This window comes from Cupriavidus basilensis, from assembly GCF_000876015.1.
Classification (GTDB): Bacteria; Pseudomonadota; Gammaproteobacteria; order Burkholderiales; family Burkholderiaceae; genus Cupriavidus; species Cupriavidus basilensis_B.
This window is the reverse complement of the sequence record NZ_BBQM01000012.1, coordinates 343304-366445: the sequence shown is the minus strand read 5'-3', so window position 1 is coordinate 366445 and position 23142 is coordinate 343304. Positions and strand designations below refer to the sequence as shown.

The 23142-nt window shown below is 72.7% G+C and carries 24 protein-coding genes; 7 read left to right on the top strand and 17 right to left on the bottom strand.

From position 1 onward, the window contains the following. Positions 1 to 249: 249 nt before the first annotated feature. Genes KF708C_RS09430 through KF708C_RS09420 form a run of 3 tightly spaced genes read left to right on the top strand, consistent with a single transcriptional unit; the run spans position 250 to position 2998 of the window. The gene (locus KF708C_RS09430) at positions 250 to 1254 is read left to right on the top strand and encodes a Bug family tripartite tricarboxylate transporter substrate binding protein (RefSeq protein WP_020202856.1); all 1005 of its coding nucleotides are present in this window, start codon (positions 250 to 252) and stop codon (positions 1252 to 1254) included. A 29-nt stretch (positions 1255 to 1283) separates the two neighbouring features. Continuing rightward, positions 1284 to 2636, top strand: a complete 1353-nt coding sequence (locus tag KF708C_RS09425) for an acyclic terpene utilization AtuA family protein (RefSeq protein ID WP_059411574.1) — start codon at positions 1284 to 1286, stop codon at positions 2634 to 2636. Between the two features lie 11 nt (positions 2637 to 2647). Then, the gene (locus KF708C_RS09420) at positions 2648 to 2998 is read left to right on the top strand and encodes an AtuA-related protein (RefSeq protein WP_020202858.1); all 351 of its coding nucleotides are present in this window, start codon (positions 2648 to 2650) and stop codon (positions 2996 to 2998) included. A gap of 14 nt (positions 2999 to 3012) precedes the next feature. Here KF708C_RS09420 and KF708C_RS09415 read toward each other — a convergent pair whose 3' ends face one another. Beyond that, positions 3013 to 3810: an IclR family transcriptional regulator gene (locus KF708C_RS09415; protein WP_231401603.1), complete on the bottom strand. Its 798-nt coding sequence runs from the start codon at positions 3808 to 3810 to the stop codon at positions 3013 to 3015. 275 nt (positions 3811 to 4085) lie between these two features. Here KF708C_RS09415 and KF708C_RS09410 point away from each other — a divergent pair, with 275 nt between their 5' ends. The 4 genes from KF708C_RS09410 to KF708C_RS09395 all read left to right on the top strand — a co-directional run bounded on the left by KF708C_RS09410 (position 4086) and on the right by KF708C_RS09395 (position 7492). Next, positions 4086 to 5192 carry an S-(hydroxymethyl)glutathione dehydrogenase/class III alcohol dehydrogenase gene (locus tag KF708C_RS09410; protein ID WP_059411573.1) on the top strand — a complete coding sequence of 369 codons (1107 nt, stop codon included), beginning with the start codon at positions 4086 to 4088 and terminating at the stop codon, positions 5190 to 5192. A gap of 8 nt (positions 5193 to 5200) precedes the next feature. Beyond that, complete coding sequence (gene fghA, locus KF708C_RS09405) at positions 5201 to 6058, top strand: S-formylglutathione hydrolase (RefSeq protein WP_059411572.1); 858 nt, start codon at positions 5201 to 5203, stop codon at positions 6056 to 6058. Positions 6059 to 6209: 151 nt separating this feature from the next. Continuing rightward, complete coding sequence (locus KF708C_RS09400) at positions 6210 to 6614, top strand: hypothetical protein (RefSeq protein WP_059411571.1); 405 nt, start codon at positions 6210 to 6212, stop codon at positions 6612 to 6614. Between the two features lie 122 nt (positions 6615 to 6736). Next, the gene (locus KF708C_RS09395) at positions 6737 to 7492 is read left to right on the top strand and encodes an IclR family transcriptional regulator (RefSeq protein ID WP_029043576.1); all 756 of its coding nucleotides are present in this window, start codon (positions 6737 to 6739) and stop codon (positions 7490 to 7492) included. Positions 7493 to 7501: 9 nt separating this feature from the next. Here the strand turns inward: KF708C_RS09395 and KF708C_RS09390 are convergent, their stop codons facing one another. From KF708C_RS09390 to KF708C_RS09315, 16 genes are all read right to left on the bottom strand, one after another. Further along, the gene (locus KF708C_RS09390; RefSeq protein WP_029043577.1) at positions 7502 to 8590 is read right to left on the bottom strand and encodes an aromatic ring-hydroxylating oxygenase subunit alpha; all 1089 of its coding nucleotides are present in this window, start codon (positions 8588 to 8590) and stop codon (positions 7502 to 7504) included. Between the two features lie 159 nt (positions 8591 to 8749). After that, positions 8750 to 9493 (bottom strand): 4'-phosphopantetheinyl transferase family protein, encoded by a 744-nt coding sequence (locus KF708C_RS09385; RefSeq protein ID WP_156173768.1) that lies wholly within the window; start codon positions 9491 to 9493, stop codon positions 8750 to 8752. Between the two features lie 31 nt (positions 9494 to 9524). Next, a complete protein-coding gene (locus KF708C_RS09380; protein WP_020202866.1) occupies positions 9525 to 9977 on the bottom strand; it encodes a hypothetical protein in 453 nt (150 codons plus the stop codon). Positions 9978 to 10050: 73 nt separating this feature from the next. Further along, a complete protein-coding gene (locus KF708C_RS09375) occupies positions 10051 to 11280 on the bottom strand; it encodes a beta-ketoacyl-ACP synthase (RefSeq protein WP_020202867.1) in 1230 nt (409 codons plus the stop codon). Then, the gene (fabG, locus tag KF708C_RS09370) at positions 11277 to 12008 is read right to left on the bottom strand and encodes a 3-oxoacyl-ACP reductase FabG (RefSeq protein ID WP_020202868.1); all 732 of its coding nucleotides are present in this window, start codon (positions 12006 to 12008) and stop codon (positions 11277 to 11279) included. The genes KF708C_RS09375 and fabG overlap by 4 nt, the downstream gene beginning before the upstream one ends. Beyond that, the gene (locus KF708C_RS09365; RefSeq protein WP_059411569.1) at positions 12005 to 12493 is read right to left on the bottom strand and encodes an ApeP family dehydratase; all 489 of its coding nucleotides are present in this window, start codon (positions 12491 to 12493) and stop codon (positions 12005 to 12007) included. The genes fabG and KF708C_RS09365 overlap by 4 nt, the downstream gene beginning before the upstream one ends. Positions 12494 to 12495: 2 nt before the next feature. Further along, positions 12496 to 13680: a beta-ketoacyl-ACP synthase gene (locus KF708C_RS09360; RefSeq protein ID WP_020202870.1), complete on the bottom strand. Its 1185-nt coding sequence runs from the start codon at positions 13678 to 13680 to the stop codon at positions 12496 to 12498. Continuing rightward, the gene (locus tag KF708C_RS09355; protein WP_231586416.1) at positions 13677 to 14291 is read right to left on the bottom strand and encodes a DUF3261 domain-containing protein; all 615 of its coding nucleotides are present in this window, start codon (positions 14289 to 14291) and stop codon (positions 13677 to 13679) included. Before KF708C_RS09355 ends, KF708C_RS09360 begins: the two co-directional genes overlap by 4 nt. Further along, positions 14288 to 15514 (bottom strand): NAD(P)/FAD-dependent oxidoreductase, encoded by a 1227-nt coding sequence (locus KF708C_RS09350; RefSeq protein ID WP_059411568.1) that lies wholly within the window; start codon positions 15512 to 15514, stop codon positions 14288 to 14290. The genes KF708C_RS09355 and KF708C_RS09350 overlap by 4 nt, the downstream gene beginning before the upstream one ends. 105 nt (positions 15515 to 15619) lie before the next feature. Further along, positions 15620 to 17989, bottom strand: coding sequence for an MMPL family transporter (locus tag KF708C_RS09345; RefSeq protein ID WP_231586415.1), 2370 nt, complete (start codon positions 17987 to 17989; stop codon positions 15620 to 15622). Beyond that, positions 17982 to 18608 carry a LolA family protein gene (locus KF708C_RS09340; protein WP_059411566.1) on the bottom strand — a complete coding sequence of 209 codons (627 nt, stop codon included), beginning with the start codon at positions 18606 to 18608 and terminating at the stop codon, positions 17982 to 17984. Before KF708C_RS09340 ends, KF708C_RS09345 begins: the two co-directional genes overlap by 8 nt. After that, a complete protein-coding gene (locus KF708C_RS09335) occupies positions 18605 to 19045 on the bottom strand; it encodes an acyl-CoA thioesterase (protein ID WP_020201160.1) in 441 nt (146 codons plus the stop codon). The genes KF708C_RS09340 and KF708C_RS09335 overlap by 4 nt, the downstream gene beginning before the upstream one ends. A gap of 26 nt (positions 19046 to 19071) precedes the next feature. Further along, a complete protein-coding gene (locus KF708C_RS09330; RefSeq protein WP_059411859.1) occupies positions 19072 to 20142 on the bottom strand; it encodes an LpxL/LpxP family acyltransferase in 1071 nt (356 codons plus the stop codon). Next, a complete protein-coding gene (locus tag KF708C_RS09325; protein WP_059411565.1) occupies positions 20139 to 20882 on the bottom strand; it encodes a glycosyltransferase family 2 protein in 744 nt (247 codons plus the stop codon). Before KF708C_RS09325 ends, KF708C_RS09330 begins: the two co-directional genes overlap by 4 nt. After that, complete coding sequence (locus KF708C_RS09320; protein ID WP_059411564.1) at positions 20875 to 22596, bottom strand: AMP-binding protein; 1722 nt, start codon at positions 22594 to 22596, stop codon at positions 20875 to 20877. Before KF708C_RS09320 ends, KF708C_RS09325 begins: the two co-directional genes overlap by 8 nt. Next, positions 22589 to 23137 carry a hypothetical protein gene (locus KF708C_RS09315; RefSeq protein WP_059411563.1) on the bottom strand — a complete coding sequence of 183 codons (549 nt, stop codon included), beginning with the start codon at positions 23135 to 23137 and terminating at the stop codon, positions 22589 to 22591. The genes KF708C_RS09320 and KF708C_RS09315 overlap by 8 nt, the downstream gene beginning before the upstream one ends. Positions 23138 to 23142: the final 5 nt, after the last annotated feature.

Below are 23142 nucleotides of genomic sequence, written 5' to 3'. Positions count from 1 at the left end.
CGGACGCGCCGTCTTCCCGCCGCCGGCCACATATCTCCCCGCCCGTTCCTCCCCCTCCCGCCCGCGCGGCGCGCCTCCGTCCGGCATTTTCATTCAATGAAAATTTCCAGTCATTGTTTGACGCTGAAACCGGCACGTGAATAAGATCACCGCCAGCAGTTTTCAATAAACAAAACGCCGCGGCGCACCGACGCACGCGGCAATACCACCATGCGCCGCCATCCCGGCGGCGCCTGCGAGGAGACAACCATGAACCGACGCGCCACCCTGCGCCTGGCCGCGCTGGCCTGTGCCGCCCTGTGCGCCCCGCTCGCGCTGACCGCGCTGCCGACCAGCGCGGCTCACGCGGCCGAAGCCTATCCGTCCAGGCCGATCCGGCTGGTGGTGCCGTTCACGCCGGGCGGCACCACCGACATCCTCGCGCGGCTGGTCGCGCTCAAGCTCGGCGAGGCGCTGGGCCAGACCGTGGTGGTGGACAACCGGCCCGGCGCCGGCGGCAACATCGGCGCCGAAGCCGTGGCCAAGGCCGCGCCTGACGGCTACACGCTGCTGATGGGCACGCTCGGCACGCAGGTCACCAACCAGTTCATCTACGCGCGCATGCCCTATGACTCGGGCAAGGATTTCGCGCCGGTCACGCTGGTGGCCAACTCGCCCAATGTGCTGCTGACCAACGCCACGCTGCCGGTCAAGTCGGTGGCCGAGCTGATCGCGCTGGCGAAGCAGCAACCGGGCAAGCTCAACTATGCGTCCACCAGCACCGGCGGCTCGCCGCATCTTTCCGGCGAACTGCTCGACAGCATGGCCGGCGTGAAGATGCAGCACGTGCCATACAAGGGCGCCGCGCCCGCCATGACCGACCTGCTGGCCGGCCAGGTCAACCTCATGTACGACAACCTGCCCTCGGCGCTGGCGCAGATCCAGGCCGGCAAGGTGCGCGCGCTGGCCGTGACCACGCCGCAGCGCGCGCCGGTGCTGCCGGACGTGCCGACGGTGGCGGAATCGGGCCTGCCCGGCTACGTGGTGAACTCCTGGTTCGGCCTGCTGGCGCCGGCCGGCACGCCGGCCGCGCTGGTGGCGCGCATCCAGCAGGCGGTGGCGCGCATCCTGGCCACGCCGGAGGTGCGGCAGCGCGTCGAGCAGCTTGGCGCGGTGCCGGGCGGCGACACGCCCGCCGCCTTCGCGGCGGTGATCCGCGCCGATACCGAGAAATGGTCGCGCGTCATCAAGAACGCGGGCATCCAGGCGCAATAGCCGGCCGCCCCACAGACAAGGAATCCCTCATGGCAACAAGGACCATCCGCATCGGCTCGGGCTCGGGCTGGTGGGGCGACCGCGTGGAACCCGCGGCGCTGAGCGCGCAGCACGGCCGGCTCGACTTTCTCTGCTTCGAGACGATGGCGGAAGCCACGGTCTCCGCGGCGCAGGTGCGCAAGCGCCGCGACGCCAGCTTCGAAGGCTACGACACCTATCTCGACGAGCGCATGCGCGCGGTGCTGCCGCACTGCATCGCGCAGGGCACGCGCATCGTCAGCAACCAGGGCTGGATCAACCCGCTCGGCGCGGCGCGGCGCATCGCGCAGCTGTGCGAGGAGCTTGGCCTGCCGCGCGTGAAGATCGCCGCGATCACCACCACCGACCTGACCGGCACCATCTGCGACCAGGCGCTGGACATCCTGGAGAGCGGCGCGCCCATCGCCACGCTGCGCGAGTCGCTGATCTCGGCCGAGCCCTACGAGGGCGCCGCGCCCATCGTGCGCGCGCTCGAAGCCGGCGCGCAGATCGTGGTCACGGGGCGCGTGGCCGATCCCTCGCTGTTCCTCGCGCCGATGATGCACAGCTTCGGCTGGCGCGCCGACGACACGGCGCTGCTGGCGCGCGGCAGCGCCATCGGCCACCTGCTCGAATGCGGCGCCCAGGTGACCGGCGGCTACTTCGGCGACCCCGGCTACAAGGACGTGCCCGAGCCGTGGAACCTGGCCTTCCCCATCGCCGAGGTGGACGCCGGGGGCACCGCCGTGATCTCCAAGGTGGCCGGCACCGGCGGGCGCATCGACCTGCAGACGGTGAAGGAGCAGATGTTCTACGAGGTACACGACCCGCGCCGCTACATCACGCCGGACGTGGTGGTGGACTTCACCACGGCGCGGCTGGAGCAGGTCGCGCCCGACCAGGTGCGCATCAGCGGCGTGGGCGGTGCGCCGCGCACGCCCACGCTCAAGGTCTCGCTGGGCTGCACCGAGGGCTTCATCGGCGAGGACATGTTCTTCTACGCCGGTCCCGGCTGCCTGGAAAAGGCACGCCTGGCCAAGACCATCCTCGAGCACCGCTTCCGCCTGGCCGGGCTGCGGGCCGAGGCGCTGCGCATCGACTTCCTCGGCGTCAATGCCATCCACGGCGACGCCTCGCCGGCGCCGGCCTGCGAGCCCAACGAGATCGCCGTGCGCGTGGCCGCGCGCACGCGCACGCGCGCCGAGGCCGCCAAGGTCGGCCGCGAGATCGACAGCATGGCGGTGTGCGGGCTGGCCTCCACCGGCAAGCGCGTGCCGCACCAGGAACGCACGCGCGAGATCATCGGCGTGTGGTCCGCGCTGGTGCCGCGCGAGCAGGTCAGCTCCGACATCCACTACCTTTGAGGCAACCCGCGATGAAGGTTTCACTGAGGCGCCTCGCGCATACCCGCTCCGGCGACAAGGGCGACATTTCCAACACGGCGGTGATCGCCTACGACCCTGCCTTCTATCCCCATCTCAAGGCGCAGCTCACCGCCGCCGCCTTCAAGGCGCTGTACGGCGGCGTGGTCAGCGGCAAGGTGGAGCGCTTCGAGGCCGACGGCCTGCAGGTGCTGAACTTCGTGGCGCATGGCGCGCTGGGCGGCGGCGTCTCGCGCAGCCTGGCACTCGACAACTACGGCAAGGCGCTGGCGAGCGCGGTGCTGCGCTTCGAGGTCGAGGTGCCGGAAGAACTGGCGCCGCTGCTGCGCGGGCCGGCCGGCTGAGCACGCCGCGCACCTCAGTCCACCAGCACGCGGCGCGCCCACGCGCTGGTGACGCGCCGCGCTTCCTCCTTGAGCACGCGCGCCATCTTCGCCTCGCGCGCCAGGATGCGCTCGCTCAGCGCCGCCACGCTCAAGGCGCCGATGGGCCGGCCCTCGTAGTCCAGCAGCGGCACGGCGATGCCGCCCATCTTGTCCACCACCCAGTCCAGGAACAGCGCGTAGCCGCGGCCGCGCGCCGCGTCGATCTGCTCGCCGATCACCTCGGCGTTCAGGCGCGGATAGCGCGCGCGCTGGCTCTTGCCCAGGCGGAAGCGCGCGGCGCGCTCGGCCTCGGGCATCCACGCCAGCACCGCCAGGCTGCCGGCGCCCACGCCGAGCGGACGCCGCGTGCCGATCTCCACGTAGTTGGCGCGGATCGGGAAGGTGCCCAGTTCGATGTCCGCCACCACCGATTCGCCGCGGCTGGCCAGTGTCAGCACCGCGGTGTCCCCGAATACCTCGACCAGCCGCTCCAGGCTCGGCCGCGCCAGCGCGCGCAGGTCCACGCGGCGCTGCGCCACGTCGGCCAGCTGGAAGATCTCCGGGCCGATGCCGAAGCGGCGGCCGGCATCGCGCGTGACGAAGCCCTCCGCCACCAGCAGCTCCAGCAGGCGCGAGGCGGTGGCCGGATCGAGGCCGGTGGCGCGCGCCACGTCGGACAGGCGGCGCACCTGCGGGTCGGACAGGGCGCGCAGGATCCACAGCGCGCGCTGCACGGGAGAGGCGCGCGAGGCGGGAGGCATGGCTGGCGGCGGCGTCGGATCGTCTGTCATGAGCCGGTCATTTAAGCGGTTGCCTCGCCGGCGGTCAATCGGGAGCACTCCGGCCCTCGCCCGCGGCCAGCCCGCGATTCCGGCCAATCTGGGGGCGGCGCGGGCCAAATCCGCCGCCTCGGGCGCCAACGGCCAGCCGGATGGTCGTATAGTCTTCCCCTGACGAACGAATCGCCCCGGCGCCGCGCCTCCCCATGCCGGCGCCGGGCTCGTTGCGCCCCGACACACACCGTGCCGGCCAGCCGGCCGCCGCCACACGACAAGGAAAACCGATCATGAAGACCAAAGCCGCCATCGCCTGGAAAGCCGGCGCCCCGCTGACCGTGGAAGACGTCGACCTGGACGGCCCGCGCGCCGGCGAAGTGCTGGTGGAGATCAAGGCCACCGGCATCTGCCATACCGACTACTACACGCTCTCGGGCGCCGACCCCGAAGGCATCTTCCCGGCCATCCTCGGCCACGAGGGCGCCGGCATCGTCACCGACGTGGGCCCGGGCGTGACCTCGCTCAGGCCCGGCGACCACGTGATCCCCCTCTACACGCCGGAATGCCGCCAGTGCAAGTTCTGCCTGTCGCGCAAGACCAACCTGTGCCAGGCCATCCGCGCCACCCAGGGCAAGGGCCTGATGCCGGACGGCACCTCGCGCTTTTCCATCGACGGCAAGCCCATCTTCCACTACATGGGTACCTCCACCTTCGCCAACCACATCGTGGTGCCGGAGATCGCGCTGGCCAAGATCCGCCCGGACGCGCCGTTCGACAAGGTCTGCTACATCGGCTGCGGCGTGACCACCGGCGTGGGCGCGGTGCTGTTCACGGCCAAGGTCGAAGCCGGCGCCAACGTGGTGGTGTTCGGCCTCGGCGGCATCGGCCTGAACGTGATCCAGGCGGCCAAGATGGTGGGCGCCGACAAGATCATCGGCGTGGACCTGAACCCGGGCCGCGAGGCGATGGCGCGCAAGTTCGGCATGACGCATTTCATCAACCCGAACGAGGTCGAGAACGTGGTCGACCACATCATCCAGCTCACCGACGGCGGCGCCGACTATTCGTTCGAGTGCATCGGCAACACCAAGGTCATGCGCCAGGCGCTGGAGTGCTGCCACAAGGGCTGGGGCAAGTCGATCATCATCGGCGTGGCCGAGGCCGGCGCGGAAATCTCCACGCGCCCGTTCCAGCTCGTGACCGGGCGCGAATGGAAGGGCTCGGCCTTCGGCGGCGCGCGCGGCCGCACCGATGTGCCCCGGATCGTGGACTGGTACATGGAAGGCAAGCTCAACATCGACGACCTGATCACCCACACGCTGCCGCTGGAGCGCATCAACGAAGGCTTCGACCTGATGAAGCGCGGCGAGTCGATCCGCTCGGTGGTGCTGTACTGAGGCCGGCCATGAGCACGCTCGAACTGCTCTCGGAGCACGGCTGCTACGGCGGCGTGCAGCGCTTCTACCGGCATGCCTCGCAGGCCATCGGCCTGCCGATGCGTTTCTCGGTGTTCCTGCCGGCGGCGGCGCTGGCCGCGCCGGCGCGGCGCCTGCCCGCGCTGTTCTACCTCGCGGGCCTGACCTGCACCGAGGAAACCTTCATGATCAAGGCCGGCGCGCAGCGCTTCGCCGCCGAGCACGGCCTGATCCTGGTGGCGCCCGATACCAGCCCGCGCGACACCGGCATCGCCGGCGAGGCCGAGTCGTGGGACTTCGGCGCGGGCGCGGGCTTCTACCTCGACGCCACGCAGGCGCCGTGGAGCCGCTACTGGCGCATGGAGAGCTACGTCACGCAGGAACTGTTCGGCATCGTCACCGGCGAACTGCCGGCCGACCCGCAGCGCGTCGGCGTGTTCGGCCACTCGATGGGCGGGCACGGCGCGCTGGTGCTGGCGCAGCGCCATCCACAGCGCTTCCGCTCGGTGTCCGCGTTCGCGCCGATCGCCGCGCCCACGCGTTGCCCGTGGGGCGAGAAGGCCTTCAGCCGCTACCTCGGCGACGACCGCGCGGCCTGGGCGCAGTACGATGCCGCGGCGCTGATGTCGCGCCAGGGCGCGGCGCCCTTCCCGGGCGGCATCCTGGTCGACCAGGGCCTGGCCGACAAATTCCTCGCCGAGCAGCTTCACCCGGAAGCGCTGGAGGCCGCCTGCGCCGCCGCCGGCCAGCCGCTCACGCTGCGCCGCCACGCGGGCTACGACCACGGCTACTACTTCATCTCGACCTTCATCGAGGATCACATCCGGCACCACGCGGCGCAGCTCTAGCGGCGCAAGGGCAGCGGGCGCCGCCTGCGTAATACGTTGAAACACGCCGGCGCGCGCTGAAACGCAACGGTACGTTGCCGACGTTGCGGCGCGTCCGCGCGCGCTGCTAGCATCCGCCGGATCGCTTGCCAGCCCGCCCCGGAGGACCGCCATGACCCGCATCGCCCAACCGCTCCGACTGATCTGCCTGACGGCCGCGCTGTCGCTGCCGGCCGCCGTGTTCGCCCAGGGCTCGCCCGCCACCGGCGACGAGGCCATCAACGCGATCAACAGCAACTTCGCGCGCATGACGCCGGGGCCGCGCACGGTGGACAGCATCAACCAGGAACTGCGGCAGAACCATGCCGCGCCCGTGGGCGGCAGTGGCGGCGGCATGCGCGGCCGCGGACGCGGCCGCCAGCGTTCGCAGGACGGCGCCGCGGATGGCACGAACGGCGGGACCAGCAGCGGAGCCAACGGCGCGGCAACCGGCGGCGCGAGCCAGGATGGCGGCGGCCTGCGCACCAGCCTGCCGGGAACCGCCGGCACGGGCGCGGCGCCGGCCGCCACGCAGTAACGGCACGCCGGCCGTGGCCGCGCATGGCCGGCCGATGCACTATGATTAGCGCTTCTTTTCCGACCCGCCCGGCGCGCGCACCGGGCAACGCCATGACCGCCAACGACAACAAGGCGCCGCCGATGAACGTGAAGACGGCGCTGCGCGTGCTCGAGATCATCGAAACGTTCGCGCGCGAGCGCCGCGCGCTCTCGCTCTCGGAGCTGGCCCGGCTGCTGGCGGTGCCGGCGTCGAGCTGCCTGGCGCTGATCCGCACCCTCACCTCGCTGGGCTATCTCTACGAGACCGGGCGCCGCCAGGGCTATTACCCGACCGGGCGCCTGCTGGCGATGGCCCAGCAGATCGCGCGGCACGACCCGGTGCTGGACCGCGTGCACGGCACCATGAACGAGCTGCGCGCCGCCACCGGCGAGACGGTGGTGATCGGCAAGCTGCACGAAGGGAAATGGGTGGTGTACCTGGACGTGCTGGAGTCCCCGCACGCCATCCGCTACATCGCCACCGCGGGCGAGCGGCGCGACCTGCATGCCAACTCGATCGGCAAGGCGCTGCTGTCGGCGATGCCCGAGGACGAGCGCCGCGCGCTGATCGCGCAACTGGGCTTCGAGCGCTTCACGCCGCGCACGGTGGCCGACGCGGCCCAGCTCGAGGCCGAGCTGAAGGCGTCGGCCGAGCGCGGCTGCTTCGTCAACCTGGGCGAGTCGCTGCCCGACGTGGGCGCGCTGGCGTGGCCGGTGCGGCTGTCGGGCGAGTGCTACGGGATTTCGATCGCCGGCCCGGCCTACCGCATCGAGCCGGCGCTCACGCGCTTCTCGGCCATGCTGCGCACCGCCTGCTCCACGCTGGAGCGCGACGAGCGCAACCGCTTCTCCAAGTAGCGCCCGGGATCAGGCCGCGCGCGGCGTCTCCGCCCCGCCGTTCTGGCGCAGCAGGTCGCGCAGCTCGTTGATGACCGGGAACACCTCGTGGTTCCAGTCGGCGCCCTGGGCATCGTGCGCGGCCTGCTCCATCTCGACGATCTCGCGGTCTTCCTTGAAGATGCGCTCGGTAAACCAGACCAGCAGCGGCCAGGCCAGGTCCAGCGCGCCGGGAATGCCCGGCTTCTTGATCGACAGCAGGCCGAAGGTGCGGTTGGTGCGCTGCTCGGCGTCGAGCGGCACGTAGACGATCCACAGGTCCATCACCAGCGTGCCTTCCGCGGTGCGGATCTGCAGCGTCTGGTAGGGATAGCTGGTGCGCACCGTCATCACGTCCTTGTTGTTCTGGCCGCCGCCCTTGCCGCTGCCGAACACCAGCGCCTCGCCCACCGGCTGCTTGCCTTCCTCGCGCGAGAAGGTGTAGTCCACCTCGACCCAGCCGTCGCCGCGCCGGCGGCCCAGCGAGCGCGCGCGCATCTGCCCCATCTGGCGGCGGTGCAGGAACTGGTGGTTCATGTCCATCAGGTTCTCGTGCATGAACGAGTAGTGGCACTTGACCTCGCGGCCGAAGCGGCGGGTCTTGTAGGCCTTGTCGGCGACCGAGCCGAGCGCGGGCAGCGGGGTCTCGTCGGCCAGCACGGCGCTGCCCGGGAAGACGAAGATCAGGCCCTCGGCCTCGCGGCACGGATAGGCGCGCACGCCGTTGGGCAGGCGCTCGCGGCCCAGGTAGGGCACGTCGATGCAGCTGCCGGTGCAATCGTAGGTCCAGCCGTGATAGCAGCAGCGAATCGATTCGCCGGCCACCACGCCTTCGTGCAGCGGCACCTGCCGGTGCGCGCAGCGGTCTTCGAGCGCGAACACGGAGCCGGACTCCGTGCGCACCAGCACGATGGGCTCGCCGGCGAAACGCACGCCGTGCGCCTTGCCGCGCTTGACTTCGCGCGACCAGGCCAGCGGATACCAGTGATCGGGGTGGATCGCGACGCGGCGCAGGTCGCGAAGGGGCGCTTCGGCAGGGCTATCGTTGGCACTGCTGTCAAGCAACGGGACTGCATGCATGGGGGACATTCTCCTCGCGTAGTCGGGAATCCGGGAATCTCGGTGAGCCGGTTGCATGGGCGGAGGGCGCTCGCACTGCCCAGTCTACCCGAAGGCACGCGATCCGGATGTAGGAAGGTCGCCGACGCCACTGCGGCGACCCTGCCGGCGGCGTGACGGTCAGGCCGCTTGCGCGGCGGCGAGGCGCCAGTAGCGCAGGCCCGCCGGCAAGGCGCCGGCGAGCGCGGGCGGCGGCCCGGCGCACAGCGCCAGCATGGCGCCGCCGTACTGCCAGGTGCAGGCGTTGGCGGCGTGGCCGGCGCCGCCGTCCGACGAGATGGCCGCAGAGACGGCCGGAGACACAGCCGGAGAAACGGCCACCGCGTGGCCCAGCATGGTCTGGAACAGCGCGCCGCCGGCGCGCTTGAGCCAGGCTTCCTTGAGGGTCCAGAGTTCGAAGAACGCGGCCAGCCGCGCGGCCTCGTCGGCGGCGAGCAGGGCCGGCATGGCGGCGCGCTCGGCGGCGCTGCTGACCGCCCCGATCAGGGCGTCGAGGCCGCGGCGCGGACGCACGCATTCGAGGTCGAGCCCGAGCGGCGCATGGCCCGCGGCGCAGGCGACCAGGCCGCCGGAATGGGAAATCGAGACATGCGCGGGCACCGGCCCGCTGGCGCGCGGCGGGCCGTCCGGCGCGGCGTCGAGCGACCAGTCCTGCCAGGCGCCGCCGCAGGCCTGCGCCAGCAGCGCGCGCGCCAGCCAGCGCCCGGCCACGAACTGCGCGGCGCGCGGGCCGGCGCGCAGCTCGCCGAGCCGGCGCGCCTCCTGCGCGCTCATCCAGCGCGCGGGCGGCGGCGCCAGCGCCGCCGTGGCATCCACGTCCGCCACCCGCACGTGGACCGCCCCAGGTTGCACGATTGGCGGCATGGCGCGCTTCAGCCGCGGGCGGCGTCGCCCGTCACCGGGCGGCGACGCGGGCGTAGGTGCCCTTGAGCGCGACGCCGGCCACCACGGCGCCGGCGTGGCATTCGTACTCGGTCGCGCTGGCGACCTCGGTCTTCTTGTAGTAGCTCACCACGTTGACCACGGCGTTGACGCCGAGCGACCTGGCCTTGTCCTGGAACGCGATCAGCGCCGACAGCGCGGCCCAGCGGCAGGCTTCCTCGTCGCTCTTGCCGAAGCTGTTGGTCTTGCGGTTGGACACGTCCTCCTCCTTGCTTTCGAGCACCTTGGGCTTGCCCTGGCCGGCCAGGAAGAACTTGACCGAACCGTCGAGCTTTTCCTGCGCCTCGGGCATGTCCAGCACATCCTTGAACGGCAGCATGTACCTGGTGTCGCGCGCCGCGGCGGGCGTGGACAGCAGCATGGCAACCGCTGCGGTCGCGGCCAGGATCGGGAGAGCGTGCTTCATTGACCTTCCTTTGTTGGTTTTGTCGATCAGGAAAAAACGCGGGCGGCCCCGCCGGGGAGCCGCCCGGGTCCGGCTACCCGCGCCAGCGGCGGAACACCAGCGAGGTGTTGATGCCGCCGAACGCGAAATTGTTGCTCATGGCGTAGTCGATGTCGAGCCGGCGGCCCGCGCCCATGATGTGGTCGAGCGGCGCGCAGCGCGGGTCCGGCGTGGCCAGGTTGATGGTGGGCGCGAACCAGCCCTCGCGCATCATCTCGATGGTCATCCACGCTTCCAGCGCGCCGCACGCGCCCAGCGTATGGCCCAGGTAGCTCTTGAGCGAGCTGACCGGCACCGCGCCGCCCAGCACTTCCGCGGTGGCGTGCGACTCGGCGATGTCGCCCTGGTCGGTGGCGGTGCCGTGGGCGTTGACGTAGCCGATGGCCGACGGCGCCACCCCGGCGTCCTCGAGCGCCAGGCGCATGGCCTGCGCCATCGTGCCGGCCTGGGGCTGGGTCACGTGCGCGCCGTCGCTGTTGGTGCCGAAGCCGACCAGCTCCGCCAGGATGCGCGCGCCGCGCGCCTGCGCGTGCTCCAGCTCCTCCAGCAGCAGCGTGCCGGCGCCCTCGCCCAGCACCAGGCCGTCGCGCTCGCTGTCGAACGGGCGCGGCGTGGTGTGCGGCGCGTCGTTGCAGGTGCTGGTGGCGAACAGCGTGTCGAACACCGCGGCCTCGGTCGGGTCGAGCTCCTCCGCGCCGCCGGCCAGCATCGCCACCTGGCGCCCGCTGCGGATGGCCTCGTAGGCGTAGCCGATGCCCTGGCTGCCCGAGGTGCAGGCGCTGGAGGTGGTGATGATGCGCCCGGTGATGCCGAAGAACACGCCGATGTTGACCGCCGTCGTGTGCGGCATCATGCGGATGTAGGTGGTGGCGCTGATGTCCTCGGTGGTGCGCTCGTTCATCATGCGGCCGAAGTCGGCCACCGCCGCCGGCGTGCCGGTCGACGAGCCGTAGGCGATGCCGAGCCTGCCGCCGGTGACCAGCGGATCGCCGAGCAGGCCCGCCTGCCGCAGCGCGGCCTCGCTGGCCAGCACCGACATCACCGCCACGCGCCCCATCGCGCGCGTGGCCTTGCGCGTGTAGTGCGCGGGCAGCGCGAACGGCGGCACGGGCGCCGCCAGCTGCGTGTTCAGGCCCTTGTATTCCTGCCAGCCGGGCATGTGCACGACGGCATTGCGGCCCTGCGCCAGGCGCTCGCGCACGGTGGCCCAGTCATTGCCCAGCGCGCTGACCGCGCCGGTTCCGGTAACGACGACGCGCTTCATCCGAACATCCCCCCGTTGACCGAGATCACCTGGCGCGTGATGTAGCCGGCGTCGGCGGACATCAGGAAGGCCACCGTGGCGGCCACCTCGTCCGGCGTGCCCATGCGGCGCGCCGGGATCATGCGCAGCGCTTCCTCCAGCACGTGCGGCTCCACCATCTCGGTGTCGATCAGGCCCGGCGCCACGCAGTTGACGGTGATGTTGCGCTTGGCCAGCTCGATGGCCAGCGCCTTGGTGGCGCCGATGATGCCGGCCTTGGCCGCGCTGTAGTTGGCCTGCCCGCGGTTGCCCACCAGCCCGGAGACCGAGGACAGCGTGACGATGCGGCCCGGCTTGCGCCGCTGCACCATCGGCATCACCACGGGATTGAGCACGTTGTAGAAGGCGTCGAGGTTGGTGTGGATCACCTCGTCCCACTCCTCGCCGGTCATGGCCGGGAAGGCGGCATCGCGCGCGATGCCGGCGTTGCACACCACGCCGTAGTAGCAGCCGTGCGCCTCGATGTCGGCCAGCAGCGCGGCGGCGGCCTGCTCGCGCTGGCGCACGTCGAAGCACAGCACGCGCGCGCCGCGGCCGAGCGCGCGCACCGCGTCGGCGACCGATTCGGCCTCTTCGCGCCGCGCGCGGCAATGCACCACCACATCGCAGCCCTCGCGCGCCAGGCGCAGCGCGATGGCGCGGCCGATGCCGCGCGATGACCCTGTGACGAGCACGGTCCGGTTCGTCATGGTTGTTGTCCTTGCAAGAACGCCCGCGCGTCGGCGGGCTGGAAAACGGAAACGTTGGCGCGCGCCACTTCGCGGCCGTCGAGCGACAGCGCGCAGGCGAACATGCCCAGGCCGTTGTCGCCGATCAGCTCGGCGCTGACCTGCACGGTCAGCACGCTGCCCACCGGGAACGCCGGCACGTCGCACTCGTAGCGGCGCGAGCCGAGCAGGAAGCCGATGCCCGGCTCGCGGCCCGCGCGCCAGTCGCGCGCGCCGGCCCAGGCGGCGATGGTCTGCGCCATGTACTCGATGCCGACCCAGCCCGGCATGCCGGCCTCGTCGACGAACAGTTGCGTGGCGCGCACCGTGGCGCGCGCCACCGCGCGCTCCTCGTCGGCGCCGAGCAGCTCGTCGAGCAGGCGCATGGCGCCGGCATGCGGCACCACGTCGGCAATCGGCGGCAGGCCGGGGAAGGCGGCGCGGCGGCTTGCGATGGTCTCGCTCATGCTCAGCCCGCCCCCAGGATCACGGCGCTGTTGCTGCCGCCGAACGCGAAGGAATTGCTCATCACGTAGCGCGGCGCGCGGCCCAGCGCCTCGCCGGGCGCCACCACGCGCAGCGGCGGCAGCGCCGGGTCGGCGGCGCCGTCCCACCAGTGCGCGGGCAGGCGGCCCCGCGGGTTGCCGGCCAGCGTCAGCCACATCAGCGCGGCCTCGATGGCGCCGGCGGCGCCGAGCGCGTGGCCGGTCATCGGTTTGGTCGAACTCAGCGGCACGCGCTCGCCGAACAGCGCGGCGCAGGCCAGCGCCTCCATCGCGTCGTTCTGCGGCGTGGCGGTGCCGTGCAGGTTGAGGTAGTCGATGTCGCCGGCGGCGAGGCCGGCGCGCGCCAGCGCCTGCCGCATGGCGGCCTGCGCGCCGGCGCCGCTGGGATCGGGCGCCGACATGTGGTGCGCGTCGGAGGTCTCGCCCCAGCCGGCCAGCCGCACTTCGCCCGCCTCGCGCGAGAGCAGGAAGAGCGCGGCGCCCTCGCCCAGGTTGATGCCGGCGCGGTTGACCGACAGCGGGTTGCAGCGCGCGGCCGAGACCGAGTCCAGCGCGCTGAAGCCGGCCACGGTAAACGCGCACAAGGTGTCGGCGCCGCCCGCGATGACCGCGTCGGCGGCGCCGCTGCGCAGCAGCCGCGCCGCCGCGGCCAGCGCCTTGGCGCTCGACGAGCAGGCTGTGGACAGCGTATACGCCACCCCGGTCACGCCCAGCGCGCCGGCCAGGAACTGCGCCGGCGAGCCCAGCTCCTGCTGCCCGTAGTGAAAGCCCTCGGGCCACGCGCCGCCGACGCTGCGCGCATCGACCGCCTCGCCGCCCTCGGCGATGCCCGAGGTGCTGGTGCCCATCACCACCGCCACGCGCGCCGGGCCGAAGCGGGCAATGGCCGCCTGCAGCTGCGGCAGGCATTGCAGCGCGGCGTGATGCAGCAGCGCGTTGTTGCGCGTGCGGTGCACCAGCGGCGTGCCTTGCGGCAGCGCCAGCGCGGCATCGACCGTGCCGAGGTGCAGCGGCCGGCCCGCGCTGTAGCGCTCGGTGACTTCGCCGCCGGGCGCGGCGTCGGTGCGCCAGAGCGCGGCGCGCACGGCGTCCGCGCCGTCGCCGAGCGCGCAGGTGACGCCAAGTGCATGGATAAAGACATCGTTCATTCCGGCCCTCCTTGCGTGGCCGCCGGCAGCGTGCGGATGGTCAGCCGGTAGCCGTCGCGGTACTGCTCGAACTCGATGGTCTGCGCGTCCGGGTAGCGGATCTCGGCCACCGTCTCGCCGCCCGCGCGCAGCACGCGGCGGCCGGCCACGGCGTCGAGCCGCCAGCCGGGCGGCAAGGCCGCGGCGATCGCCGCCACCGGCCACAGCGACAACTGCATCTCGCTCAGGATACGCTCCGGCACCAGTTCGGCCGGCGCCCACGGCGAGCGCGCCACGCGCAGGTCGCGCCCGTCCCAGTCCAGCCGCGCCAGCACCTGGCCGCCGGCCAGCGCGGCCAGCCGCGTGTGGGCGGCGTCCGCTTCGAGCAGGGCCTGGATCTCGCGGTGCTCCTCGCCGCGCGGCGTGCGGTACGTCACCGTGATCTGCTGTTGCAGCATCAGCGCGCGGCCCAGCGAGGCCGGCGGCAGGCGCAGCAGCGGCACCGGCGCGCGGCTGGCGGCCTCGATGCCGGCGGGCGGCACCGGGCCGGGCGCGGCGCAGCCCGCCAGCAGCACGGCCGCGGCGGCCAGCGGCGCGGCGGCCATGCGTGGCGCAAAGCGGAAAACGGTCACGCGCAAAGCTGCTCCAGCACGGCCAGGCGGCGGCGCGACTCGGTCACGAACGGGTTGCCGCGGTCCCACGCATAACCGGCCAGGATGGCCGAGATCATGCGGCGGATGTCCGGCGTGGCGTCGGGGTGGAAGATCAGCTTCTGGAAGCTGCCCTCGTACCACGCCTCGACGAAGGTACGGAAGCAGTCCACGCCCTGCTTGAGCGGCGTGCCGTACTCGGCCTGCCAGTCCACCGCCTCGCCGGCGAACTGGCGCGCCAGGCAGGCGGTGGCGAGGCTGGCCGACTTGAAGGCGATGGTCACGCCCGACGAGAACACCGGGTCGAGGAACTCGCCGGCGTTGCCGAGCAGCGCGTAGCCCTTGCCCCACAGCGACTTGACGTTGGCCGAGTAGCCGACGATCTGCCGCGCCGGGGTGTCCCACGCGGCGTTGGCCAGCAGCTTCGCCAGGCCCGGCTCTTCGCCGACCAGCGCCTGGAGGCGCTCGGTCTCGGTGCCGCCGTACTGGTCGAGGAAGCGCTTTTCCGCCACCACGCCCTGCGAGCAGCGCCCGTCCGAGAACGGGATGGTCCAGTACCACACATCCACGTGCTCGGGATGCACGCCGATGCGGATCTTGTTGCGGTCGAAGGTGCCGGGCGGGATGCGGTCTTCCACGTGCGTGAAGATGGCGCTGCGCACCGGGAAGTTGGACGGCGACTCCAGGTCCAGCAGGCGCGGCAGCACGCGGCCGAAGCCGGAGGCGTCCAGCAGGAAGCGCGCCTGCACGCCGTAGACGTTGCCGTCGGCGCCGCGCACGGTGACGCGGGGCTGCTCGCCCTCGACGTCCACCGCCGTGACCTGGTGGCGGAAGCGGACCTCGGAGCCCTGCTTCTGCGCCTCGCGGATCAGCACGTCGTCGAAGCGCGCGCGCTGGACCTGGTAGGTGGTGCCCCAGCCGGCGGAGAACTTGTCGCGGAAATCGAATTCGGTGTAGCGCTCGCCGCGCGCGAAGGCCGCGCCGTTCTTGTACTGGAAGCCCGCCTCCACCACGGCCTGCAGCATGCCGGCCTCCTCGATATACGCCATGCTCTGCGGCAGCAGGCTCTCGCCGATCGAGAAGCGCGGGAAGGTTTCCTTCTCCAGCACCAGCACGCCGATGCCGCGCTTGCGCAGCAGGCCCGCGGCCACGGAGCCGGCCGGCCCCGCGCCGATGATAAGGACGTCCACCTGTTCGGTATGCATTCGTAACCCTGTTCCTGTGGTTGGATCTTGTCGATCTCGTTGGTCTGTTTTCCTGCTTCTTTCCTGCTTCTTTCCCGCTTGCTGCCTCTTGCTGCTTCTTGTTCCCTACCTGCCGCCGTGCGGCGCGGCGCGCGGCCGGAACCACGGCGACAGCAGCCACACCGCGCCCACGCCGGACAGCATGGTCATGCCGAATGCATGCAGCGCCGGCGTGGACGACAGCGCGAGCAGGCCGAACGCCAGCAGCGTGCTGGCCGCGCCGAGCACGATCGCCGTCCATGACTCGCCGTCGCCGGGATGCTCGAGCAGGAAGATGCCGTAGTCCACCCCCACGCCCAGCAGCAGCGCCAGCGCCAGCACCGAGAACAATTGCAGCGGCACGTGCAGCCAGCCCAGCAGCGCCACGCTGAACAGCGCCGCCAGCAGCGTGGGCACCAGCGCGCGCCACGCGCCGCGGCCGTAGCGCCACGCCAGCAGCAGCGCCACCGCGGCGGCGCCGGCGGCCAGCAGCCACGTCATCAGCACGCGGTAATGCTTGAGCAGCGCGGACAGGTCGGCCACGCGGTCGACCCACTCCACGCCCGGCACGGTGGCCGCGGCGGCCTCGATCAGCGCCAGCGTGGCCGGCTTGTCGAGGCCGCGCAGCAGCATGACGCTGGCGTAGCCGTCGCCTTCGCGGTCCAGCCACAGGTGGCGCAGCGTGTCCGAGACCGGCGCGGCCAGCCACGCCGGCAAGGTCAGCACCTGCCCGGCCGGCGCGGCGCCGGCCGCGCCCACGGCGCCGCCGACCGCGCGCGCCACGCGCTCGCGCACGGCGCCTTCCAGGCCGTCGGCCAGGGCCGCGTCGGCGCGCTGGCGCGCGGCCGAGGGCACCCAGTCGGAAATCGCCACGAAACCGTCCAGCCCGCCGCGCGCGACCACGCCGGCCAGCGCCTGCTTGATCTGTTCCTCGCGCGCCAGCACCTGGTCCGGCGTGGCGCCGCGCACCAGCAGGAACTGCGCCGGGCTGGGCGTGCCGAGCAGCCGCCCGGCGGCGCGCTGCGCCTCGATCAGCGCCGGCGGCGAGCTTTGCAGCTGGCGCACGTCGTCAGCCACGCGGACCTGCCACAGGCCCGGCACCACGAACAGCGCCAGCAGCCCGAGCAGCAGCAGCGAGCGGCGCTCCGCGCCCACGCGCGGCCAGCGCGCCAGGCTGGCGGTCAGCCAGGACGACAGGCGGGTCTGGCGCAACTGGCCGCGGTCGAGCAGCGGGAACCAGAACACCACGGTCAGGAACGCCGCCACCAGCCCCACCGCCGAGAACAGCGCCATCTGGCGCAGCCCCGGGAACGGCGCGATGCCGAGCGCGAGGTAGGCCACCGCGCTGGTCGACAGCGCCAGCGCCATGCCCGGCAGCAGCCGGCGCATCACCTGCGGCGGCGTGGCGCCCGGGCTGGCCTGGCGCGAGACGAAATAATGGATGCCGTAATCCTCCGCCACGCCCACCAGGCTGGCGCCGAACACCAGCGTGATGAGATGCACGCGCTCGAACACCAGCGCCGTGACGGACACCGCCGCCGCCGTGCCCACCAGCAGCGACAGCCCGACCAGAATGATCGGGCGCAGCGAGCGGAAGGCCAGCCACACCAGCAGCAGCACCGCCGCCAGCGAGCCCCAGCCGATCACGTTCATCTCCACGCTGGCCTGCGCGGCGGCCGCTTCCGCGTGCAGCGGGATGCCGGCCGCCACCACCTGCACGCCGCCGCCCTGCTGCGCGGCGCGCGTGGCGAGCCTGAGCAGGTCGGCGTAATCGGTGTCGCCGCTCACGGAGAACGCGGGCTTGCTGATGCGGTAGGTCAGCAGCACCCATTCCTTGCCCTCGGCGCTGAGGGCGGCCAGGCCGTCGCGCTCGTGCACGCGCGTCATGGCCGCGCGCGACAGCCACCAGTCCTGCCACAGGCCGAGCGGGTCGGCGGCCCAGCCGGTCAGGCGCGGGCCGGTGGAAAGCTGGTAGAGGCGGGTCAGCGCCTGCCGGGCCAGCGCGTCCGCGTCGGCGTGGCCGAGCATGGCGCGCTGGCTGTCGGTCAGCAGCCGGTCGCGGTAGGGCCGGTAGAAGGCCAGCGCCGCGTCCAGGTCGAAGCTAGCGATGCGGTCCACCGGCTGCAGCAGGCTGGCCCGCGGCTGCGTCGCGGCGCTGAAGCGCTGCGCCGCGGCGCGCGCGGCGGGCCAGTCCGGCGCGCCGACCAGCACCACGATCTCGCGCGAGACGCCATCGGCCAGCCGGCGCAGCACGCGGTCGGCGGTGGCGGTGCGCTGGCTGGTGGGCAGCAGCGCCATCACGTCGGTGTCGAGCCGCGAGGCGCGCCAGAACTGCAACTGGTGCGCCGCCAGCGCGATCACCAGCAGCAGCCAGCCCACGGCCAGCACCCGCTCCAGGGGGCTGAGGCCGCGCAGGGGCTTGCCGGTGGCCATGCTGGCGTTGCCTGCATTATTCAAAGCCCGGCTCCTCGTCGGCGGCCAGCCGGGTGGCCGCGCTCGGGTCGATCAGCTTGACGTGGGTGCTGTCGCCGCCCGCTTCCTCCAGGCGCACGTCGCGCACGAAGCGGTCGCCGGCCAGCTCGATGCGCGCGAACACGCGGCGCATGGCGGCGTCGCGCGGCGTGAGCGTGAGCGACCAGCCGTTCTTGCCGGCCAGCTTGCCGGCCACCTCGAAGCGCGCCGACAGGGTCTGCAGGTCGCCGCGCAGCACCGCGATCACCGATTCGCCGACCACGCGCATGGCGGGCTGGGCGTCGGCCTGCATCTGCTGCTGCACGCGCCCGTCGGCGCCGCGCATGACCAGCCGCTCCGGCGTCACCAGCAGGCTGGAGGCGAACGGCTCGCGCGTGCTCCACACCACGCCGCGCTCGCGCGCCAGCACGAAGTCGCCGCGCGACACCAGCGGGTTGGCGAAGCCGGACAGGCGGCGGGTCTGCTCGAAGCGGCCGTGGATCACCGGCGCGTCGGACAGGCGCGCGGCCACCGCGGCCAGCAGGTCGGGCGCGGCCGCGCCGGCCAGGCGCGGGGCGGCCAGCATGGCGCCGCACAGGGCCAGCAGGAAGGCGCGGCGCTTCATGCCTGGCCCTCCCCGTCCGGCGCGGCCGGCACGCCGAGCCGCTCCCACAGCACCGGCGGGCACACGTAGCACATCTCGGCGCTGCGCATGTCCACCGCCACCTGGATGGTGTAGCCCTTGGTCAGGCGCCGGCCGGTGGCGGCGTCGCGCACCAGGTAGTCGATCTTCAGGCGGTTCTCCCACTCGACGATGGTGGCGCGGATGACGAAGGGCTGGCCGTAGGTCAGCGGGCCGACGTACTTCACGCGCATGTCCACCACCGGCCAGGCGTAGCCGGAGTCGCGCATGGCCGGGTAGTCGTAATGGAAACGCTCGAGCAGCGCGCAGCGCGCCTGCTCGAAATAGCGCACGTAGTTGCCGTGCCACACCACGTTCATCGGGTCGAGGTCGTGGAAGGCGGGGCTGAGCGTGATCTCGTGGCTGAGGTCTGGAGACATGGCGGTTGCGTGATGGGGGCGGGACGTCAGTCGCCGCGCGGCGCCGGTGCCGCGCCTGGTGCGTTTGGTGCGTTTGGTGCGTCTGGTGCGTTCGGCGCATGCGGCGCGCCGGCGCGCGCGGCCTCGGCCACGCCGCCGCCCTGCCCCCAGAAATCGTAGAAGTTGAACCAGTCGTAGGGCGACTCGGCGAGCAGCCGCGACAGCCATTGCGCATAGTCCGCGGCGTGGCCGCTCAGGACGGCCTCGCGCCGCGCGCGCGGCAGGCGCACCTCGCGCGCCAGTTCGGTGAAGCGCAGCAGGTGGCCGTCGCCCGAGCGCACGCAGCCCATCGCGAACAGCGGGCATTCCATCAGCGCGGCCAGCACGTAGGGACCGACCGGGAAACGCGCCGGCGCGCCGAAGAACGGCACCGTCACGGTGCGGCCGCCGTGCACCGGCACGCGGTCGCCGGCGATGGCGACGAACTCGCCGGCGCGCACCTTCTCGGCCAGTTGCAGCGCGGTGGCCGGCGAGATGTCGTCGACCTGGAACAGTTGCAGCCCCGAGCGCGGATCGAGCCGCGACAGGATGCGGTTGAACTGCGCCGCGTGCGCGGTATGCACCAACACCGTCAGGCGCAGGCCCTGGCGCTGGTTGGCCAGCACGCGGCACAACTCCAGGCAGCCCATGTGCGCGGTCACGATGATGCCGCCCTGGCCGCTGGCGATCTGCCGCAGCATCACCTCGGCGCCTTCGCGCCGCACGTTGCCGTAGCGGTAGCCGCCGCCGATGGCCAGCAGCTTGTCGAGCAGCGTGTCGGCGAACGAGAACAGGTGGCGCAGGCTGTGGCGCAGGCCCGGCGTGGCGCCGGCCGGCAGCACCGCGCCGGTGGCGGCCTGCACGCGCCGCAGGTAGTCGAGCGAGGCGCGGCGCGCGAGCGGCCTGGCCAGCCAGTAATAGGTCACGACCGGGTACAGCACGGCGCGGAACAGCGCGCGGCCGCACAGGCGGTAGAGCCCGTACAGGCACCACACGCCCCACACGCAGGTGGACTCGCGGATCTGGCTCCAGTGGCGCGCCATGCGGCCCGGCGGCGCGGTGTCTCGCGGCGCGCTCATGCCGGCCGCACCTTGCGCCACAGCAGCCGCGGCAGCCGCGCCACCATGCCGCAGAACAGCCGCGCGTGCATGGTGGAGATCAGCGCGTTGTCGCGCCAGACCTGGAAATGCGAGACGCCGTCGGACGGATACGTGACCTGGGTGGGCACGTTGACGATCGGCACGCCGCGCCAGACCAGGTGGACCAGCACCTCGGTGTCGAACTGCATGCGCCGGCCCAGCCGCACCTCGCGCACCAGCGCCAGCGCCGGGCCGAGCGGATAGACGCGCAGCCCGCACATCGAATCGCGGATGGCGAGCGAGAGCGTGTTGATCCACACCCACACGTGGGTCAGGTAGCGCGCCAGCAGCCGCACGCGCGGCACCGATGCGTCGTAGACCGGGTAGCCGCAGACCATCGCCTCGGGGCGCGTCTGCGCCAGCGCCGCGAACTGCGGGATGCAACCGGCGTCGTGCTGGCCGTCGGCATCGATCTGCAGCGCGTGCGTGAAGCCCATGCGGGCGGCTTCCTCGAAGCCGGCCATGATGGCGCCGCCCTTGCCCTGGTTCTCGGGCAGGCGGATCAGGTGCACGCGCCCGGCATGCGCGGCGGCGATCTCGCGCAGCACGCGCTCGCACGCGGGGCTGCTGCCGTCGTCCACCAGCAGGCACGGCAGCGGATGCCGCAGGATGGCCTGCACCATCGCGCCGATGGCGCGCTCGTGGTTGTAGACCGGCACCAGCACCACTGGCTTAAACATGCGCGTCTCCGAACACGATGCGCCCGCTCGCGTGCGGGCCCTGCGCCGAACTGAGGCGGAACGCCAGCGCATTGCGCTCGGGCTGCCAGGTCAGCGCCAGTTGCACGGTGCTGCCGGGCACGATCACGGCCTGGAACTTGAGCGTCTCGAGGCGGCGGAACTGCGCGCGCGGCGGCACCGGCAGGCGCTCGGGCGCCAGCGCCATGACCCAGTCGACCTGGGCCACGCCGGGCGCGATCGGGCTGCCCGGAAAATGGCCGTCGAACACGGCGAGGTCCGCGCCGATCTCCAGCTCGGCGCTGGCCGACAGCGCGTCCTGCGACGGTTGCCAGCGCGCCACCGGCAGCACGCGGCGGAACACGTCGCGCAGCATGGCTTCGGTGGTCTTGCCCTGCGCGTTGCACGGCAAGGCCTCGGCAAAGCTCCAGCGGCGCGGCAGCGCGAGCGCGTCCACGGCGGGCGCGAGATCCGCGCGCAGCGCGGCCAGCAACGCCGCCCTGCCGGCGCCGGCCAGCATGGCGGCGCCGCCTTCGCTGGGCACCACCACCGCGCCCAGGCGCATGCCGCTGTCGAGCTCGAGCAGCACCACGCGCGCTTCGCGCACCAGCGCGGACTGCTGCAGGGCCTGCTCGACCTGCGTCAACGAGACGCGCTTTTCCTCGATCTTGACGATGCGGTCGGCGCGCCCCGCCAGCGCGAAGCCGCCGTCGCCGGCCGGCTGCGCGCGGTCGGCGCACAGATGCCAGCCGTCGTCCGGCAGATGGGCCGAGCGCACCGCGAGAAATCCGTCCTGCAGGCGCCACTGCACGCCCGGCAGCGGCGTCCAGCGCTCGTCGTGGCGCGCGCGCTGGCGCCAGGCGATGCCGCCGGTCTCGGAGCTGCCGAACACTTCGACGGGCGCGTGGCCGAGATGGCGCAGCGCGTCGGCCGCGGCCTCGGGCGGCAGCGGGCCGCCCGACGAGAACACCGCGTGCAGCGCGGCGCGCGCGGGCGCCCAGCCGAGCGCCGGCGGCATGCGCCGCAGGTGCGCCGGGCTGGTCACGAGCACGGCCGGCGCGCCGTCGCCGCAGGCGCGCACGATTTCCTCGTGGAAGGCCAGCCGCGCGGCCGGCATGGCGCGCGCCGCGGCCAGCGGCCACAGTACGCAGAACAGCAGGCCGTAGATATGCTGGTGCGAGACCGTGGCCAGCACGCGCGCCCGCGCCGGCACCGCGGCGCCGAACGCGGCCTGCAGCGCCTGCACTTCCGCTTCCAGTTGCGACAGGTGCTTGACGATGGCGCCGGGCGCGCCGGTGGAGCCGGAGGTGAACATCGTCACCCGCGTCGCGCGCGGATCGAGGCGCGGCCATTCGGGCGCGGCGCAGGCCGCGTGCTGCCGCGGGCGGATGCCGCCGGGCAGGTCGCCGGCGCGGACCGCGGCGTGCCCGTCCAGCGCGGCGAGCGTCTCGGCGCGCGTGTCGCCGGGCAGCACCACGTGCTTGCCGGCATGCCACGCGCCGAACAGCGCGGCGGCGAACTCGGCGGTGGATTCGGCGGTGGATTCGGCATAGAGCGCCACGCTCGCGCCGGGCGCCGCCGCGAAGGCTTCGCGCCAGGCCGCCGCGCGCGCCACGAAGGCGGGCGCGTCCAGGCTGCCGTCCTCGCCATGCGCCACCACGTGCGCGCGCGCCGGCAGCGCCCCCATCAGGCCGCCGATGCCAAGCCACTCAGCCATGCCGCCCTCCCGCCATCACGCGCTGGCGCACCAGCCATTCGCCGGCGAACATCGCGCCCATCAGGCCATAGGCGATGCCGCCGTTGTAGAGCGCCCAGATGCGGTCGCTGGCCAGCACCGCGGTAAGCGCCGCCGCCGTGCCGTTGCAGACGAAGAACACGCACCAGGCCTGGGTCACGCGCCGCGTGTAGGCCACGCCGGCGGGCGGCAGGTCCGGCTCGCGCAGGCGCGCCAGCCGCTCGACCAGACTGGGCGGATGGCGCAGGCTCCAGCCGAACACGGCCAGCATGGCGGCGTTGACCAGCACCGGGTAGAGCTTGAGCGGCAAGGCGTGGTTGGAGGCCGCCACCACCGCGGCCAGCCCGGCGGCCAGCACCGCCAGCCAGCGCCAGCCGGCCTGGCGGCTGGTCAGCGCGCGCAGCAGCGCCAGCGCCACCAGCGCCAGCGCCAGCACGCGCGGCGGCCAGTATTGCAGGCCGGCGTAGATCGCCACCGGATAGCACAGCGTGAGCACGCCGAGCAGCAGTTTGCGCCAGCGCATGCGGC